The 18,047-nt window shown below is 33.9% G+C and carries 10 protein-coding genes and 1 riboswitch; all 10 genes read left to right on the top strand.

Annotated elements, in window-relative coordinates:
* Nucleotides 1–64: 64 nt before the first annotated feature.
* The 10 genes from BED47_RS09540 to BED47_RS09585 all read left to right on the top strand — a co-directional run bounded on the left by BED47_RS09540 (nucleotide 65) and on the right by BED47_RS09585 (nucleotide 18,044).
* Entirely contained in the window at nucleotides 65–253 is a 189-nt protein-coding gene (locus tag BED47_RS09540; RefSeq protein WP_025671293.1) for a hypothetical protein, read from the top strand.
* Between the two features lie 185 nt (nucleotides 254–438).
* Nucleotides 439–573: riboswitch (cyclic di-AMP (ydaO/yuaA leader) on the top strand.
* A gap of 78 nt (nucleotides 574–651) precedes the next feature.
* A complete protein-coding gene (locus tag BED47_RS09545; RefSeq protein WP_084006852.1) occupies nucleotides 652–2,556 on the top strand; it encodes an APC family permease in 1,905 nt (634 codons plus the stop codon).
* Nucleotides 2,557–2,789: 233 nt separating this feature from the next.
* The gene (locus BED47_RS09550; protein WP_069033509.1) at nucleotides 2,790–3,227 is read left to right on the top strand and encodes a ferritin family protein; all 438 of its coding nucleotides are present in this window, start codon (nucleotides 2,790–2,792) and stop codon (nucleotides 3,225–3,227) included.
* Nucleotides 3,228–3,320: 93 nt separating this feature from the next.
* The gene (locus BED47_RS09555; RefSeq protein ID WP_069033510.1) at nucleotides 3,321–4,172 is read left to right on the top strand and encodes a lipase family protein; all 852 of its coding nucleotides are present in this window, start codon (nucleotides 3,321–3,323) and stop codon (nucleotides 4,170–4,172) included.
* A 17-nt stretch (nucleotides 4,173–4,189) separates the two neighbouring features.
* Nucleotides 4,190–5,044 (top strand): lipase family protein, encoded by an 855-nt coding sequence (locus tag BED47_RS09560; protein WP_069033511.1) that lies wholly within the window; start codon nucleotides 4,190–4,192, stop codon nucleotides 5,042–5,044.
* A 218-nt stretch (nucleotides 5,045–5,262) separates the two neighbouring features.
* Nucleotides 5,263–6,519: an MFS transporter gene (locus BED47_RS09565; protein WP_069033512.1), complete on the top strand. Its 1,257-nt coding sequence runs from the start codon at nucleotides 5,263–5,265 to the stop codon at nucleotides 6,517–6,519.
* Between the two features lie 386 nt (nucleotides 6,520–6,905).
* Nucleotides 6,906–7,367, top strand: a complete 462-nt coding sequence (locus BED47_RS09570) for a protease inhibitor I9 family protein (protein ID WP_069033513.1) — start codon at nucleotides 6,906–6,908, stop codon at nucleotides 7,365–7,367.
* Complete coding sequence (locus tag BED47_RS09575; protein ID WP_069033514.1) at nucleotides 7,345–7,887, top strand: dockerin type I domain-containing protein; 543 nt, start codon at nucleotides 7,345–7,347, stop codon at nucleotides 7,885–7,887. Before BED47_RS09570 ends, BED47_RS09575 begins: the two co-directional genes overlap by 23 nt.
* 438 nt (nucleotides 7,888–8,325) lie before the next feature.
* A complete protein-coding gene (locus tag BED47_RS24365; RefSeq protein ID WP_069033515.1) occupies nucleotides 8,326–16,797 on the top strand; it encodes an InlB B-repeat-containing protein in 8,472 nt (2,823 codons plus the stop codon).
* A gap of 347 nt (nucleotides 16,798–17,144) precedes the next feature.
* A complete protein-coding gene (locus tag BED47_RS09585) occupies nucleotides 17,145–18,044 on the top strand; it encodes a LysR family transcriptional regulator (protein ID WP_069033516.1) in 900 nt (299 codons plus the stop codon).
* The last annotated feature ends 3 nt before the right edge of the window (nucleotides 18,045–18,047 follow it).

An 18,047-nucleotide genomic window follows, 5' to 3' on the forward strand; every position in this document is an offset into this window, starting at 1 on the left:
ACGTCAAACCACGGCCATAGGTCATGGTTTTTTTATATGAAAAAAATTGAGAGGAGAAAACAAAATGAAAAAAGTAATTTTATCTTTAGTAGTTGGATGTGGATTTTCTATTTTACTGACTGGGTACGAAACGAATATGTCAGAAACGAATAAAACAATTTCAACGTTTAATCAAAAAGAAGTACAAAGTGTATTAACAAATATAGTTGTAACTGGAAATTCACAACAAATCGTTTGGAATCAAGTACGATAATTATAGCAGGAAGAGGGAAAAAGAGATTTTTTTTGCCACTCATTTCTTCCTATATTTGTTGATCCATTAGATTGCTATTATTTTGAGATTCCAAATTTATAATGTAAATTTTAAAAAAAGTCTCTTTACAAATTTATCCTAAAGTTATATATTTACATTTGAAAATTTTATATTTCTCTATTTTCAAACCATAGTTGCTTAATCTTAAAAAGAGCGGGGGAACCATTTCTTTATAGGGGTGAATCCTTTTTTGTAAAGGTAGGGGTATTCTTTAATCCCGAATCCGACAGCTAACCTCGTAAGCATTTAAAGAAGGGGGTTTATTTAGTATTGTTTTTAAACACTAAGTAAAGCTTAGTGTTTTTTTGTACGTTTTTTTAAGAAAAGGGGAGAAATTTATGCATCATCCGTCCGATTATATAGAACTAGGACTTTTTATTTTAGCGATTTTTGGGATTTATTACTCAGTTGCAAATTTTAACAGCGTAAAACGAGTTTTTATTGGTAGACCAATGAGAACTGCAGAGATCCATGCTCAGCATAATAAGTTGATTTGGTTTATTGCCTTACCGATTCTTGCAGCCGATTTGTATTCATCTGTATCTTATGGACCAGAGGCTGGAATGACCGAGTTGATCGGTCTAGGGGCAAAAGCACACTGGTATATCATACCAATTACAATCGCAACTGTTCTTTTATTAGGATTACTTATTCTTTCATATATTATGGGAATATTAGCTTATCCTAGTGGTGGCGGGGCATATGCGATTGCAAAAGACAATTTCAAACCTCGATGGGTTTCGCTCATCGCTTCAAGCTCACTATTAGTTGATTATATTTTAACTGTTGCGGTTTCAGTATCTGCTGCTTTAGAAGCTGTTGCATCTGCATACCCAGCTGTTGCACCTTATGAAACAGTGTTAGCTATTTTTTGTGTATTTCTATTATTAGTTGTTAATCTTCGTGGGGTTGCAGAGTCTGCAAGAATTTTCGCATGGCCAACATTTGGCTTCATGATTTGTATGTTACTTTTAATATTTACTGGATTTTTTGATGAATTGCAACATGGTTTTGTACAGCATCATACACCTACATTTGGTACTGTTCCACAAGGTTTAAGTATTTTGCTTGTATTAAAAGCATTTAGTTCTGCATGTTCAGCTTTAACAGGTATTGAAACTATTTCAAATGCAGTACCAGTTTTTAGGGAACCTCGTCAAAAAAATGCAATTAAAACATATATAGCGCTAGGTGTTATAACTTCAATTACACTTTTAGGTTTTGCCTATCATTTATATGTGAATGGTATTTCACCTAATCCAAACGATACGATGTTATCACAATTAATAAAAGTCTATTTCGGACATGGAATACTGTATCAAGTTATCATTTGGTTTACGTTTATCATTTTAATTTTAGCTGCTAACTCAACGTTTACAGGATTTTCTCAATTGGCGGCGATTGTAGCGGCAGATGGATTTTTACCTCGAGGATTTACAAACCGAGGTGATCGTTTAGGTTACTCAAACGGAATCATCGCACTTGCTGCAGCGGCTAGTATTTTAATTATTGCATTCCAAGCGCATACAAATGCATTAATTCCACTGTACGCAATCGGTGTATTTTTATCTTTTACAATAGCGCAATTAGGTTTAACAAGAAGGTGGAAGCGGGTTAAAGGACCGAAATGGCAAGTGAAATTAGCAATAAATATTATCGGTTTAATTGTAACTTCTGTTGTTACGGTTATATTTGCAGTTACAAAATTTGCTGATGGTGCTTGGGTTGTTTTAGTTGTTATTCCGACAATAATTTTCTTCTCTTTAGCTATTTATAAACATTATCAAAATGTAGCAAGCGAATTAAGGATTGATTTAAGTTCTTTTAAACCAGAAGCAAATAAAGTTATAACAGTTGTATTAGTGTCGGGTACTCATCGTGTTGTTCACAATACATTATCATTTGCAAAAGGTATTGCTACTGAACCAATTGCAGTCTATGTAGGTTTTGATGATGAATCGATCAAAGGAATGGAAGAAAAGTGGGAAGAATGGGGTACACCTTGTCGCCTAGTCGTTTTAAAAAGCCCATATCGATCAGTATTAGCACCACTATCAAGATTCATTAAGATAATTGAAGCAAAAGAGCAAAATAGTCACGTTCAAATTGTGATTCCACAATTTATTCCTAAAAGATGGTGGCATAATCTTCTGCATAATCAAACTGCATTATTACTTCGACTTTGGTTGATTAGTCAGAAAGATGTAGTCGTTACGACAGTTCCTTATCATTTGAGAAAATAGTATTAAAAGCATGAAATGTTTATTTCATGCTTTTTTATTTGGAAGTCTTAAGAAAAATAAGTGCAAACAAAAAAAGTGAATATAAACGTTTTTAAGTTGATGAAGAATATTAAGAATTACAGTTTAAAAAGTGTTAACAAAAAAATAACTTAATATTGCTATACGAAACATACAATATATGAGGTATTAATAAAAAATAACTTTTCCTAATTAAGAATTAAAGAGGTGTGGTTATGTATTATTATCAAAACTACCGAAACTTGAATGTAAGAGATCAGAAATTAATAAGTGACGTTGAAAAAGCTATCAATGGTGAATATTCAGCAATTAGTTGCTATGCGAAATTAGCGAATTTAGTAAAGAAAGAGGAGGAACGTAAAACCATATTAGAAATAAGGGAAGATGAAATAAAACACTACAATCAGTTTGTATCAATTTATACTAGTTTAACAGGGAGAAACCCACAGCCGAAAATTACAGAAAATTGTCCTGATGTCTATATAGAAGGTCTTGAGTTTGCACTAAAAGATGAACAAGAAACAGTCGATTTTTATTTAAGTGTTTCAGACGGAACATCAAATCAATTTATTAAAAATGCTTTTAGTAGAGCGGCAAAAGATGAGCAAAATCATGCAGTCTGGTTCCTTTATTTTTACACAAAAAATAAATAGGATTAATTATAAGGAGAGGACAATGAGCATATTGTTCAAATTTAAAGAGTCAGGTGCATAATAGGCATGCAATAAACGATAGGGCGTGGGTATATGAATCTCTCATCCAAAAGAAATAGTTTCAATAGTAAAGAAGCTATACTACTTGCTGCATTTAGCTATCAAGCTTATGTACTTTATCAAACAGGAAAAATTAATTTACCGAAAGGCTATGTGCTAAAATATACTATTTTTGCTGATGTGAATGTAGAAAATCCCACTAAAGAAGTATTTGGATTTATTGCTGAATCGAGTGAAAATGTCATCATTGCATTTAGAGGATACGCCTCTTATCCGGCAGATCTTATTGCAGCATATGATATTCTCCAAGTACCATATCCATATGTAGAAAATGCGGGAAAGACTTCTCGAGGTTTTACTTGTATTTATCAATCTACAAGAAAAAAATTATTAAAAGAAATAAATAAATTTTCAAAGAAGAAAAGCCTATTCATAACTGGACATAATTATGGTGGAGCTTTAGCAACGTTAGCTTCTTTAGATCTTGTTGTAAATACAAAATTTGAAAATATATTCGTCTATACTTTTGGTAGTCCTCGTGTTGGAAATCCAGAATTTGTTTTCAAATTTAATCAAATCGTTCGAAATAGCAATAGAGTTGTTAATATTCACGATTCTTTTGCAACATTTCCAGATAAAGTTTATCCTCCTCCATTTACAGAAGATGGAATATTTTATGAACACGTAAATACAAAGTATCCACTTTCTTTTCAGCTGAACGATACACCACGAAACGATGGGATAGGTTGCTATTTTAAAAATCTAAGTCAATTGAATCCAAATTATTCAGAAGTGTTGTGCTCAGAAAATCCTGGTTTTTGCCCCAGCTCAGAAATGTGTTTTCCGTTTCAGAGAACTTGTAACTGTCCAAAACCTTGTCCTTAAAGAAGGTGGTGTTTTATATGAAACATTCACGTAATGGAGAAGAGGTGTTCAATAGTTCAGACGCTATTTTACTTGCCGTAATGTGTCATCAATCGAATCAACTGATTGAAAATGAAAAAGGTGAAATAATCTTACCGAAAAGATTTAAACTGATTCATACAATTTACGCATTTGCAGGAGTAGAAGAACCGGAGGCAGAACCATTTGGTTTTATCGCAGAATCAAATAATGAGATCGTTATTGCTTTTAGAGGTACTGATTCATTTAAAGATAATGAATCAGATCAGGACTTATATCAAGTAGAGTATCCGTTTGTTGAAAATGTTGGCAAAACTCATCGTGGTTTTACTTGTATTTATCAATCTGCTAGAAATGAAATGATGAGAGAATTAATGAAGCTTTCACGTGATAAAAAACTATTCATAACAGGATATAGTTTAGGAGGAGCTTTGGCCGTTTTATGTTCATTTGATATTGCGATAAATACAGATTATAAAACACCATATGTTTATACATTCGGTAGTCCAAGGGTAGCCGATCCAGAGTTTGCATATCGATTCGATCAAACTGTAAAAAATAGTGTACGCATATTTAATGTACATGACATTATTCCTACGTTGCCTGCAGAATCGTATCCTCCCCCATTTACTGCAAGAGGCCTCTATTATCGACATGTAAAAAAAAATTTTCCGGTATCATTTCAACTAAATAGTATTGCTCGTAATCATTATATTGGCTGTTATTTTAATCAAATGCGTAGGTTGAATCCTGAATATGCTGCTTCATTATGTGCTAAAAATCCTGGTTTTTGTCCAAATACAAAAATCTGTGTTCCTTTTAATGGAAACTGTATTAGTAAAGATTCTAAGTAAATGGTTGAATAAAGTAAGTAAACGAAAAACAGAAGAGGCATATGTGCTCTCTTCTGTTTATTTTATTTATTTTTAAAGTGAGTTTAGTCCTATATGTGTTTTGAAAAAAGTCATATTATAATAGTTACCATGACATGATTAATGTAGGATTAACTTATCAAAAATAGTTTTTATCTATTATCAACGAAGTATAATTGAGTTTATAGGAGAGATTTGGATTGAATCGTTGGAAAATTCTTGCTTGTATTTTTGTATTAGGTATTATCAATTTTGCAGATAAGTCGGTTGCTGGATTCTCAGCTGTTCCTATAATGAAAGAATTTCGACTTTCATATGAACAATGGGGGATCGTTGGAAGTAGTTTTTTCTGGTTTTTCTCGATAGCAGGCATGGTAGGAGGAGCTTTATCAGATCGAATCGGGACAAAAAAAATGTTGGCGATGTTGGCGGTTTTTTGGTCAATTGTTCAGTTTAGTGCATTTTTCATTACTGGTTTCCCATTACTAATTTTGTCACGAGTAATGTTAGGGATAGGTGAAGGGCCTTTTTATGCAACTGCTGTCAATCATTTGAGTAAATGGTTTTCGAAAGACTCGCAAAGTTTTGCTTTATCCATTTTGAACTTAGGAAATACGATTGGAGCATTAGTATCTGCACCGATTTTAGTCGCAATCATTTCGTCTAGTGGATGGAGGATGGCATATGGCTCTTTAGGTATGCTGAGTATGATTTGGTTTATATGTTGGGTTTGGTTTGGTCGTGAAAAACCGAATGTTCAATTAGAAAAACAGGAATTAAGATCCGATTCTTTAGTAAGTAAAATTCAAGTTATGTCAATTTTACGAAAGCCAACTTTTATTTTTTCATGTTTAGCTTCCTTTTCAGCTTACTGGATGACTTCATTTAGTATTGTGTGGCTTCCTTCTTTTTTGGTACAAGCAAAACATTTCACACAAAGTCAAATGAGTTACGCCATAGCATTTATTGGGATTTTAGGAATTATTGTTAATATCATTATTTCTAGATTTGTAGATCAATTATATAAGAAAAACCAAAGCTATCGAAGATCACATGTATTCGTTGGTGGACTTTCATTGATTATTGCGGGAATACTAACTTATTTATTAACGATTATTTCTTCAACAGTAATCATAATTGCTATGTTTTCTATTATACAAGGACTATGTATTCTTATGTTTGGTCTAAGTCCTCAAATAGTAAATAGCTTATTACCTTCTAAAAAAGGATTTATGAGTGGATTAATAGTTGGAATCAGTTCTTTGGCAGGTACAATTGGTTCGATTATTACAGGGAAAGTCATACAATCTGCGGGTACAAACATTAATCTTGGATACAATCATTCAATTTTGTTAGCAACATGTTTAATGCTTATTTTTGGAGTGGCATTTTTTATTTTCGTGAGACCAAAAGAAAATTTAAACGTTAATGAATCTAAACATCAAGTGGGAGCTTGATAAATGTGCAGAAACTAAATAGGTGAAAATCAGAAAGTTATTGCTCAATTCCCTTTCAAAAGGATTGGGCTTTTTTATTTTTTACGGATAATAGTTAGTAAATGTTACTGTATTTTATTAGGGTTGAAATTTATCGTTTTTAATAATTTATTCGTTCTATTTATAGGGCTATATTATTATTCTTATTATTCTGATAATTAATTTTTAATCTATTTCCAATAATAATATTAGGAATTCTCTGATTTTCCCCCAATTTTAAAATTGAAAAATACTCATCAGACGACAAGGTTTGCATCAAAGAATTTACTTTAAAGTTGATAATGATTTCTATTTTTACACTATCAATCAAAATTCGACATGAAATCCTGAAAAACACAAGGGAATATATGTCTTTTGAACCAGCAGGTTATTCCAAAGTAGAGGACATACTAGCTAACTTAACACCACAACAAAGATCTGCATTAAATCAACTTTCAACGAACGAATCAACAGGACTTCAAATTTCATCTGATATTGATCAGAATTCAACTAAACAAACATCTGTAATTGTACAATTTGCAAATCAACCGGTAAAAGTTGCGCAAATTGAAGCAAGTATACAAGGGCAAACTTTATCTTCAAATGAAGCTGAAAATTTAATTGATCAAGATCATGATACATTTAAACAAGACGTTGATCAAATTTTAATCGATGAGAAAAATAAGAAGGTAGATTACGAGATTACTCGCTCATATAAAAATGCGTTTAATGGTGTTTCGATGAGCCTACCAGCTAATCAAATTAAAAATCTATTAAAAACAATCATTTACAAGATTAGAAGGCTCAATGAAATTAGAAGGTACAATTGATCCAGCAACGAATCAAACAAATTGGGCACTTAACCAACAAAATATAGGTGCAAAAGTAACTGTTACTTCATATGACGGAACAATCTTAGATGCTCAGTTTACGAATAAAAACGGTAGTTATGTTATAGATGGAATTAAACCTGATAATAAGCCTGCAACGATAAAAGTTGATGTACCAGGACATTTTACAATGTATAAGGATTTAGTGTTATCAGATAACGTTCGAGGTGAAGCACAAGGAAGAAGATTAGGATTCAACCTGGCTACAGCTGCAGCTGGTGATACAAATAAAGATAATGTTATTGATATTTTAGATGCTTTAAATATTCAAACATATTGGGGTACAAATAAATCAGGATCTGATTTGAACTTCGATGGGGTTGTAAACAAAAAAGATATGGATTATGTAATTAAAAACTTTGGTTTACAAAATAATACGGTACCAAATTCACCAAAAGCTAAGACTTCATATAAAGGCGTAACACTTGAAGATGTATTAAATCAATTAGGTTTAAAGTAAGAGTACAGATTACTTCTGAAAAAAGCATATATCGATAAGAAAATAATAAAAACATTATAATTTAATTAAAAAACTATCATACTTTTTAAATAAAAAGTATGATAGTTTTTTTGTAAAAAAAGGAAAATCTAAATCTTTTTGATTTTTAAGCAAAAAACGTCAAATTCCCCCAAATTGAAATTGTCGAAAATTTCATATATTTCACATAAAAATCGTGTTTTAATAGGGTTTTCTGACGCCAAAACGAATAAACTGCCAAAATATCCTATTTTTTGCTGTTTTTCTACAAAAAAATAAGATGAATAATCGCTAAATTTCCCCAATACAAGATAAGCAGAACATCAAGTAATATTTAAGTAAATTAAGTGTTAAGAAAAATCTTAATACTTAAATTTTCTGTAAAATCTTTACAGTAATTGTAATACTGGGGGGGAAACCATGAAAAAGAAAAGAGTATCTAGTAAGGTGCCAACTAAAAAAATAATGTCGATTTTTGCGTTAAGTTCGATGTTTTTAAATGTTGTGGTACCTCATAGTTTCGCAAGTGTAAATACTGCTGAAACGAAGCTAAATCAGCAAGGTTTATCTAGTAATACCTTTGATGCAAAAGAAGTAAATCGTATTCTTGACGGGCTTACACCAGAGCAAAAAGCAAATATTAATAAGCTTACTGGTGCAGATAATACTGAAAAAATCCGTGTAGACAAAAAGGATTTAATCGGTTCAAAAAAGATTAATGTTATTGTTCAATTTAAACAAGATCCAGCTAAAATACAAATCATTAAGCAATCTTTAGCTAATGGTGGAGCAACTGCAAGTAGTCAAGCGTTTAATAGTGAATATACCGAAGCAATCAACAAGGTTAAAGATTCACATGCAAATTTTAAGAGCTTTTTAAATACTCAACCTAAAACTTCTATTGTTGGCGGGAAAACTGTAAAAACAGAAATCAGTATTACCCGAGAATTTACAGATGCATTTAATGGAGTTGCTTTAACCTTACCAGCGAATTTAGTTCAAAAGCTTGCAGAAAGTCCAGACGTTGCGTCTGTTTGGTCTCAAGTAGAATATTCTTTACCTGATGAAGGCAATTCTCAAAAATCAGCGACAGCTACATCAGCTGGTAAGCCAACTTCAGCACTTTCCCATTTAGGGATTGATAAGCTTCAAGCTGAAGGGAATACAGGTATTATTAAAACAGGTCCACGTGCGGGCCAAAAGGTTAAAGTGGGTGTATTGGATACAGGAATCGATTACAACCACCCTGATCTTTATAAAGTAACACATGATGAAAATGGAAAATTATATGGTGGTCATGACTTTGTAAATAATGACGGAATTGATGCAACAGGAAACATTAAGTATGTGGATGACCATGATCCAATGGAAACAACTTATGATGATTGGGTAGCTGATAAGGCGAGTTCAAATCCAGTTTGGGGAACACCACCTTCAGATTATAAGCCATATATTACTTCACATGGAACACATGTTTCCGGTACGATTGCAGCAAATACGACGAATAATAACGATGTTTATTCGGCAAATGGGGTAGCACCTGATGTGGCTCTTTATGGTTATCGTGTATTAGGACCAGGAGGACATGGAACAACGGAATCTGTACTAAGTGGTATCGATCAAGCTACAAAAGATCATATGGACGTAATTAATCTATCTCTTGGTGCAAATATTAATGATCCATTATACCCAACAAGCATTGCGATTAACAATGCTACTTTAGCTGGAGTCGTGTGTGATGTTGCTGCAGGTAATGCTGGACCTGGGCAAGCTACAGTTGGTTCACCAGGATCTTCAGCACTAGCAATTACTGTAGGTGCAAGTACAGTCCCTGAAGAAATTGCAACAATGACTGTTAAGAATGGTTCAGTTTCCTATAAATCACGTTTATTTGGTAAAAACTTTTCACAAGCAGACGATGTTTATAAAGGTCAAACACTTCCAATCGTTGATGTTGGGTTAGGAAGTGAAGCAGACTATAGTGGAATTGATGTGAAAGGTAAACTGGTTCTAGTAAAGCGTGGCGTAGACTATTTATCAACAAAAATGGCAAATGCTAAAAATGCTGGAGCAGCGGGTATGATTATCTGGGATAATACGGATGATAGAGATAGCCAAGGTTACATTCCTAGTTTCTTAGGTGTTAGCATGGATAATGTTTATTCTATTTCACTAACTCAAGAACAAGGACAAGCTCTTTCTGATGCGATTAAAAAGGACCCAAAAGCGGCTAATATTACGTTCCCTTCTACTCTAGATGCATCTATTACTAAGAGCGGGGATGAATTAGCAAGCTTTAGCTCAACAGGCCCAGTTAAAGATTGGACAATTAAACCAGATGTAGTTGCACCTGGAGTTGATATTTCTTCAACAGCTCCATACGATATTTGGGAGCCAAATGCAGCACATGATTATAAACTTGGATATCAGATTATGTCTGGTACATCAATGGCAACTCCTCACGTTGCTGGAATCTCAGCTTTAATTAAAGCTGCACATCCAGATTATACACCGGCTGATGTCAAAACAGCATTAATGAATACTGCAAAAGATATTAACACAGATTCAAAGACTTATAGTGTCTATCAAGTAGGAGCAGGACGTGTTGATCCATCACGTGCTATTAAAGAAAATGTAAAAATTCAAGTTTTAGATAAAACCGTTACATTTGATAATCTAGCAGATAACTCAACAGCACATGAAGTAGATAACATTACAGGTAGCATGTTTTTTGGTTTTAAAGGTAGAGGAGAAGGTGCAGCGAATGGTTCTGATGATGTAGTTTCTTCAAAAGATTTTAACGTTTCTAACGAAGGAACTAGCAGTAAAACATTTAATGTAAGTACGGAATTTATTACTTCAAAATTTGCTGGGTCGAATAAAGTAGGACCAGGAACAGGAAATGATGTTAAAATTGATTTTTCGGTTGATGGAAATAACGTGAAATCGATTAATGTCGGGGGAGGAAGTACAGTTAAAGCCACGGCAAAAATAACAGTTCCGTCAAATTCACTTGAGGGTACTTACGAGGGATATATCCACTTAATAAATGCAGCGGACTCATCGGAGACTTATCGAATTCCATTTACAATTACAGTTGCGGAAAAAGGAATTAATACGTTTAATGTTGCGATAAAAGCTGCGGCAGAAGGAAATATTTCAGCTTATAATGTTTCATTTAACAACGAAATGGAAAACTGCTATATTGTTGTGAAGGATAAAGATGGGAAATATATAGGTGTAACAAACACATTATCAAGCGGTAGAAATTTTATCCCAGGTGTCCAATATGGCCCACTATTAACTCTTTTTAATGGATGGTATCTTCCATTTACAAAGACATACGATGGAACATATGACGAATCTGGTATTGCAGATAAAGTGGAAGTACTAAAAGAAGGTAGTTACTCTCTAGAGATGATTGCTACTGGTAAAGATGGAAAACGTTATACAGCGGAAGATACGCTCTATGTTGATGGTACTCCGCCGACTATGACGATGGATTCTGACTCAAAACCAGGAATCTATGAAATCGATACGACAGGGTACCTACCTGGACAAGAAATTAAAGGATTTAATGGTACGGTTTATGACTCGAACGTAGACGTGATGAAAAATAATGGAGAAACATCAGTACCTAGGCTTACGGATGGCAAACCTGTTCCTGTTGATCAAGGGTTGAATATTGTCACTGGTTATCAAGACAGTCAATTCCCAACAGTTTACTTCAATACAAATGCGAAAGGTCGTTTCCACTTTGGAGTGACGAAAGAGGACTTAGCCAATAAACTGGGTAGTGATTTTATAATTGACCCTACAGATTATTCGGGTGAAAATGATTATGAGATCAATCAACAAACTTATTACTTTATTAAAAAAGGAAATCCTTACGTTACCTTAACTTCATCTAATGGAGTAGATGCAGGACCAGGTAACAAAGATAAAGTAGTTGTCGATCCGAATAAACCATTCAAAGCAACAATCGCAACAAAATATGGTGTCGGAATGACTGGTGGTAAATTTTTACTGAATGACAATGGTGTGTACCAATTCTCTAATATCCGATTAACAGATGAGTATAAAAATTATCTAATTAGTAAAGGAATCGATCCAACTACCGTTCTTACTATAGGTCAACCATATACACATCAATTTTATCAAGTTGGAAAAACAACAGATATCACAATTTCAAATATAGGTTCAGCCGGTGCTCTTGATCATGATATGCCGATTATTGAGGCAGATGTAACTTATACAAACCTTGATCCTGTAGTAGGAGAATTTCCATATGACTTGTTGCAAGCGAATTTAACATTGTCAGGAACAGATACAAGGGTTGCGTGGTTCCCAGTTGATATACCTTATGTAAGACAGTTCACTTCTTTAATTAGAGGTCGTGTAGCAGCGGAATCTTTCGCAAGAAACAACATTAATAACAACTATCCACAATTCACTGTTGATTCAGGTGCGAAGGTAACGGCTACAGATGCAAATGGTAAAAAATTTACAACAGATCAACCGACAACAGCTAATAATACAATGGCTTATGCGTTTATCAACCCATATTATGCTTTGACAGCTGATGTAAGTGACAAGCCATATTCTTTGGAAGCAAGTGTACCAGGACATTTTAAAGGATATGCAAAAACACCTGTGATTGGTCAAAACAAATTCGGTTATCAATCAGGTACAGTAAAAGATCTTCCGAGTCTCTTCCCAATCCTTTTAGGGGGAGATGTAAATAGTGACGACGTCATCGACATGAAGGATTTACTGCAAGAAATTAGTGTTTATTACCAGTATAAAAATATTTTAAGTTCACCACCAGGTACATTGAATACGGTGGCAAACAAAACGGCATTCTTAAACACAAACCGAAATGCTGATATTTATTGGATTAAACCAACAGGATTTGGTTATGGAATTGACTATAATGACTTCTATTATATCTTTAAAAACTTTGGTACAAAAAATCAAAGTGCGATTGATGCAGGCTTAAGTGTTCCAGATACTCAACTAACAGTTGATAAAGATACGACGATCACAACGGATTATGCCGGTTCAATTACGTTAAATGCTGGTGACACATTACAGCAAGTTATGCAAAAACTTAATTTTGCAGGTCCAGCTCAAGCAGTATCAACAACACCTAAGTTACAAGACTTGCAAAATGGAGCAACGATTTCACTTTCTCCATCAAGCACGATGATCGTTGATGATTTAGTGTGGAGAAAAGCAATTACAAAAGTTATGCTAGGATCAACTGATGTAACTGATAAAGTAACAATTAGTCCGGCTTACACGTATTATGATGCAAATGGTGTAAGTCAAACAATGCCTTCAAAAATTACGTTACCGGGTTCATTATTCCCGACGGCAACGAATTATACTATTACAGTGAAGGCAACAGGTTACCAAGATGTAACGAAAACGTTAACAGTATCAACGGTGCCAATTCCGACGCCAGCGATTCCAATTATCACAGACCCAACAGTAGCGCATATTGGGAATGATTTAACATTATCTTTCCAAGAAGATGCGAACTGGCGAAATGGAATCAATAAAGTAATTATGACCACTAATAGCGGTAAAACTGTGGATATCACGAATTTAATCAATCCAGACACAAATCAAAAATATTACGACATTAGCAAACCAGGGAAAATCACGTTTAATGCAAAAACATTTATGACGGATTCTACTCTTGATCCAAATAATACTTCAACATTTAATCAAGCGACAATCAATCCTGGTGGTAAAAATTATTTACCTCAGCTTTACAAATTTACAATTGGCTCGACAGGTACAGATGGAACAGTTTATCCAGATACTATAGCAGGTTCTGACCCAATTTACACTGCGCAACAGCCTGTTGGTTATAGTATAACATTTGACAGTCAGGATGGCTCAGCCCCTAAGTCGATGGCAGTAGGATACAAACCGAGCGCAAGTCGTTCGAATGGTCCGAATAGTGATTTAGTAAGTTTTTATAGTCCTGCACCAACAAGACCGGGATATAAGTTTCTTGGATGGTATAATGAACCTTCTTTAAAAACAGTATGGGATGCAGGTCCAATAACTGCAGACAAGACTGTTTATGCGAAATGGCAAATGAATACGACTCAAAGCTACTCACCAGTTGATAAAGCGAATCCGGATGGATTAAAATTCGACGGAAGTAACGGAGGGGTTTCTGGCGTTGGTTGGATATTAGGAGAAGGCGATTTAAAAATCAATATTCCTGACTATTTAACAAATGTTTCTTGGTTAACATCTAAGGACAAGATTGCCAATATCGAGGCAACATTCTATCAGATGAAGAGCGATGGTTCAAGGGAAACAACACCAACGGTCTATACGTTAGATCCAAGTACCTATGACTTGACGTCAAACGGTAATAACGGAATCCTTTCCTTTAAAACAGCAACTCATGATCAAGCTGTTCAAGCAGGTCAAACGAAATTAGGTGAGAAATTTGCCTTTAGTGAGATGCCAACGTTATCAAATGCAGGGGCGATTAAAGGATATAATATCAAACTAACGTCATCAACAGGGGAAGTAGTCACGATCCCTAATATTCAACTAGGATATAGACGTCATATTGACTTGAACGGTGGATCCTTAAAGAGTGCAAAAGACTTATTCTTTGCCGATACACTTGTCAATGGTTTGGCGACAGCACCGAATATGAGTACAGGTTCTTCTCATGTAGTAAATGGAAATCTGACTATTAGTTCAAATCTGTATCTAGATGCAGCTAACTCAATTGATAAGATGTCTGATATTTCAATGGATAATGGTAAATTTATAACGGATAATGCAACTTACTATTTATGTTGGAATAAGGTACCACCAACGGTTAATAAAGATGTTGCTGGAAACATTGTAGGAAGCGACATTACGTTAACATTTAATGATGATGGAACTTGGAAGAATAATATCAAAGCAGTGAAAATCGGTGCTAAAACTTTAGAACTAAATAAGGATTACACGATTTCGAATAATAGTATTACCCTTAAGGCTGCTCTTTTCACGAATGCACAAAAGTTCAATGTGACGATTGTTTCAGAAGGGTATATAGATGTAAATGTAGTTGACCAAGTTGTCGGCTATACGGTTACGTTTAATTCAAATGGCGGAGATCCAGTTCCAGCTCAAATCGTCGACAGAAGTGCGACGAAACCATTCGATCCATCAAAAGCTGGATACAAGTTCTATGGATGGTATATCGATCAAGATCTAACAATACCATATGATTTTGATAATATTGTGACAAAACCAATTACACTTTATGCAAAATATGCTTTAGCAGGATCTTTTGTAACAGCAGATACAACGGATAATGCGATCGGGAACAATATCGTATTAGAGTACAGTGATAAAGATTGGGCAAATGCGATTACTGACATCACACTTAACGGAGTTACAATAGACGGATCGAAATATACTGTCGATAAAGAGAATCGTACAATTACTCTAGATAAGAGTCTATTCTCAAGAGCGAGAGATTATCAGATTTCGATTAAGGCTACTGATTACGCTGATGTATCATTAGTTCAAAAATTAGTAAATGGATATAATGTACATTTCGTAGTACCAGGTGATGCACCAGCTGAAGTAAAAGAAGCAACGAAAGATCAAATTGTAGCACGAAGAATCACAGCACCAACTGTTCATGGTTATGAATTAACTTGGTTTGCGGATCAAGATTGCACAATCCCTTGGGATTTCACAAATTCAATTTACTCAGCAAAAACGCTTTACGGAAAATGGAAACCAGCAAAATACACTGTCATCTATGATACACAAGATGCTGGATTAGTTGTTTCGGCGAAAGCTGAATACAACACATTACTAGACGAAACAAAACCAACAAGAACGGGTTACACATTCCTTGGTTGGTATAAAGATGCAGAAGGTAAAACACCATGGAACTTTGCAACAGACAAAGTATCCGGAGATATGGTTTTATATGCAAAGTGGAGTATTAACTCTTACACAATTCACTTTAACAGCAATGGCGGCAGTCAAGTGGCTGATAAAACTGCAAACTACAATAGCAACATTTCTTTACCAAAACCAACAAGAACAGGTTACACATTTGTTGGATGGTACACTGATGCAGCATTAAAAACGCCAGTAGGCCCAACTGTAACATTAACAAACAACATTACATTGTATGCGAAGTGGAGTATTAACTCTTATTCGATCCATTTCAATAGTAATGGTGGTAGTCAAATTGCAGACAAAACTGCAAATTACAATAGCAAAATCACTTTACCAAAACCAACAAGAACAGGTTATACATTTGTTGGATGGTACAAAGATTCTGCATTAAAAACGTCTGCAGGTTCATCAGTAACATTAACAAGCAATATCACACTTTATGCAAAATGGAACATAAACAAATATACTGTTAAATTTAATTCTGTTGGAGGCACAATTTCGACTAGAACTGTAAATTACAATTCAACGATTAGCCAACCAGCATCACCAACAAGAAAAGGATATACATTCCTTGGATGGTATAAAGATGCATCTGGAAAAGTAGCTTGGAATTTCGCGAAGGATAAAGTGACTACAAACACTACGATTTATGCGAAATGGGTAGCTAATCCAGCAAAACCAACAAATGTAAAATTAACAAAATCAGGTTTATCTTCTGTAAAATTAACATGGTCTAGTATATCGGGTGCTGCGGGTTATGAGATTGTTAAATCAACTTCAAAAACAGGCACATTTGGTCACTTAACAAATGTAACAAAAACAAATTACACGAACAGTGGATTAACAAGAGGTAAAACTTACTATTACAAAATTCGTTCTTACAAATTGGTTGGATCGAAAAAAATCTACAGCGATTGGACAAGTGTTATAGCGTTCAAACGATAATAAATAGTAGGACAAGGTTTCTCAGGTAAAAACAAGTCAGAACGGGGTGTTTAGGATATTTAATAATTGAATAAACACCCTTTCGTAAAAAACGATTGATCATCTTTTTTAAAAACAAACTTTCCCTTAAAAATATAAAAGACAAGAATACGTAAAAATCAGTATTCTTGTCTTATTTTTTTAAATTGGCATAAATCATGTATAGAATACAATTGAATATAAGACTTATCATTACGCATTTTGATGCAAGATATGTTAATAATAAGAATGAATCGATTTTCTGGAATCATAAATAGATAATTCACCAACAAGTTATAGTTTTAGTTTTCTTAAGGAGTAGTTGAAGAATGAATTTTGATCAAATGGAACATATTGTAACTGCAGCAAAAGAGATGTCAATCACGAAAGCTGCAGAAAAATTATTTATCTCTCCTTCTGGAATGAGTCAATCCATTACTCAATTAGAAAATGAGCTTGGCATAAAAATTTTTAACAGATCGAAACAAGGAGTTACACCAACTTTTGAAGGGAAAATTGTATTATCAAAAGCGATTATTTTATTAAGTACGATTAAAGAGCTTAATAAAGAAATAGATGATATTAAGAATAGAAGCAGCAATCATTTAAAAATCTTAACGGCACCTACTTTTTCAGCAATTCTTCAAGAAACGATGATCAAGTACAATGAGAAAAATAGTGAAATTACATTTGATGTAGTTGAAGAAAACCCTGCTTATATGATTCAGAATTTCAGTAAGCAAGATTATGATATTGCACTGATTCCTTGTACAATCGAAGAATTAAAGAAAGAAAAATTTATTGGTTTTGAACATTTAACAAAAGGGCATATTTGCATCGCGGTCGGTAAGAAATCTCCGTTTTATTCTTATGAATTTGTCACACCAAACGAACTAACGAATGAAAAAATTGTTATGTATAAAAACTCTGACTATAAGACATTGCAAAAAATCTCTAAACTGAATCCCAAAAATGTAGTCCTTCAAACAAATAGAAGTAGCTTGCTTTATGAACTTGTGAAAGAAAGCCAAGCCATTTTATATTTACATAATTTTTCAATAAGAAATCGTCCGATCGTTTTAAATGGTGACATTAAAATTATTCCATTAAAGGAAGAAACGTTTTTCGATTTAGATTTTTGGTTGATATACCTACAATCAAAAGGATTATCAACACTTGCGAAAGATTTTATGGATGAATTTAAATTGCAGTTTAAAAATAGTATTTAAAAA

Origin of the sequence: Gottfriedia luciferensis, assembly GCF_001712755.1 — a bacterium.
In the GTDB taxonomy this organism is placed as follows: Bacteria; Bacillota; Bacilli; order Bacillales; family Bacillaceae_G; genus Gottfriedia; species Gottfriedia luciferensis_B.

Excerpts from the sequence above, each read along its gene's own strand:
- BED47_RS09540 (WP_025671293.1), top strand. The coding sequence starts at position 65 with ATGAAAAAAGTAATTTTATCTTTAGTAGTTGGATGTGGATTTTCTATT.
- BED47_RS09545 (WP_084006852.1), top strand. The coding sequence starts at position 652 with ATGCATCATCCGTCCGATTATATAGAACTAGGACTTTTTATTTTAGCG.
- BED47_RS09550 (WP_069033509.1), top strand. The coding sequence starts at position 2,790 with ATGTATTATTATCAAAACTACCGAAACTTGAATGTAAGAGATCAGAAA.
- BED47_RS09555 (WP_069033510.1), top strand. The coding sequence starts at position 3,321 with ATGAATCTCTCATCCAAAAGAAATAGTTTCAATAGTAAAGAAGCTATA.
- BED47_RS09560 (WP_069033511.1), top strand. The coding sequence starts at position 4,190 with ATGAAACATTCACGTAATGGAGAAGAGGTGTTCAATAGTTCAGACGCT.
- BED47_RS09570 (WP_069033513.1), top strand. The coding sequence starts at position 6,906 with ATGTCTTTTGAACCAGCAGGTTATTCCAAAGTAGAGGACATACTAGCT.
- BED47_RS09575 (WP_069033514.1), top strand. The coding sequence starts at position 7,345 with ATGAAATTAGAAGGTACAATTGATCCAGCAACGAATCAAACAAATTGG.
- BED47_RS24365 (WP_069033515.1), top strand. The coding sequence starts at position 8,326 with ATGAAAAAGAAAAGAGTATCTAGTAAGGTGCCAACTAAAAAAATAATG.
- BED47_RS09585 (WP_069033516.1), top strand. The coding sequence starts at position 17,145 with ATGAATTTTGATCAAATGGAACATATTGTAACTGCAGCAAAAGAGATG.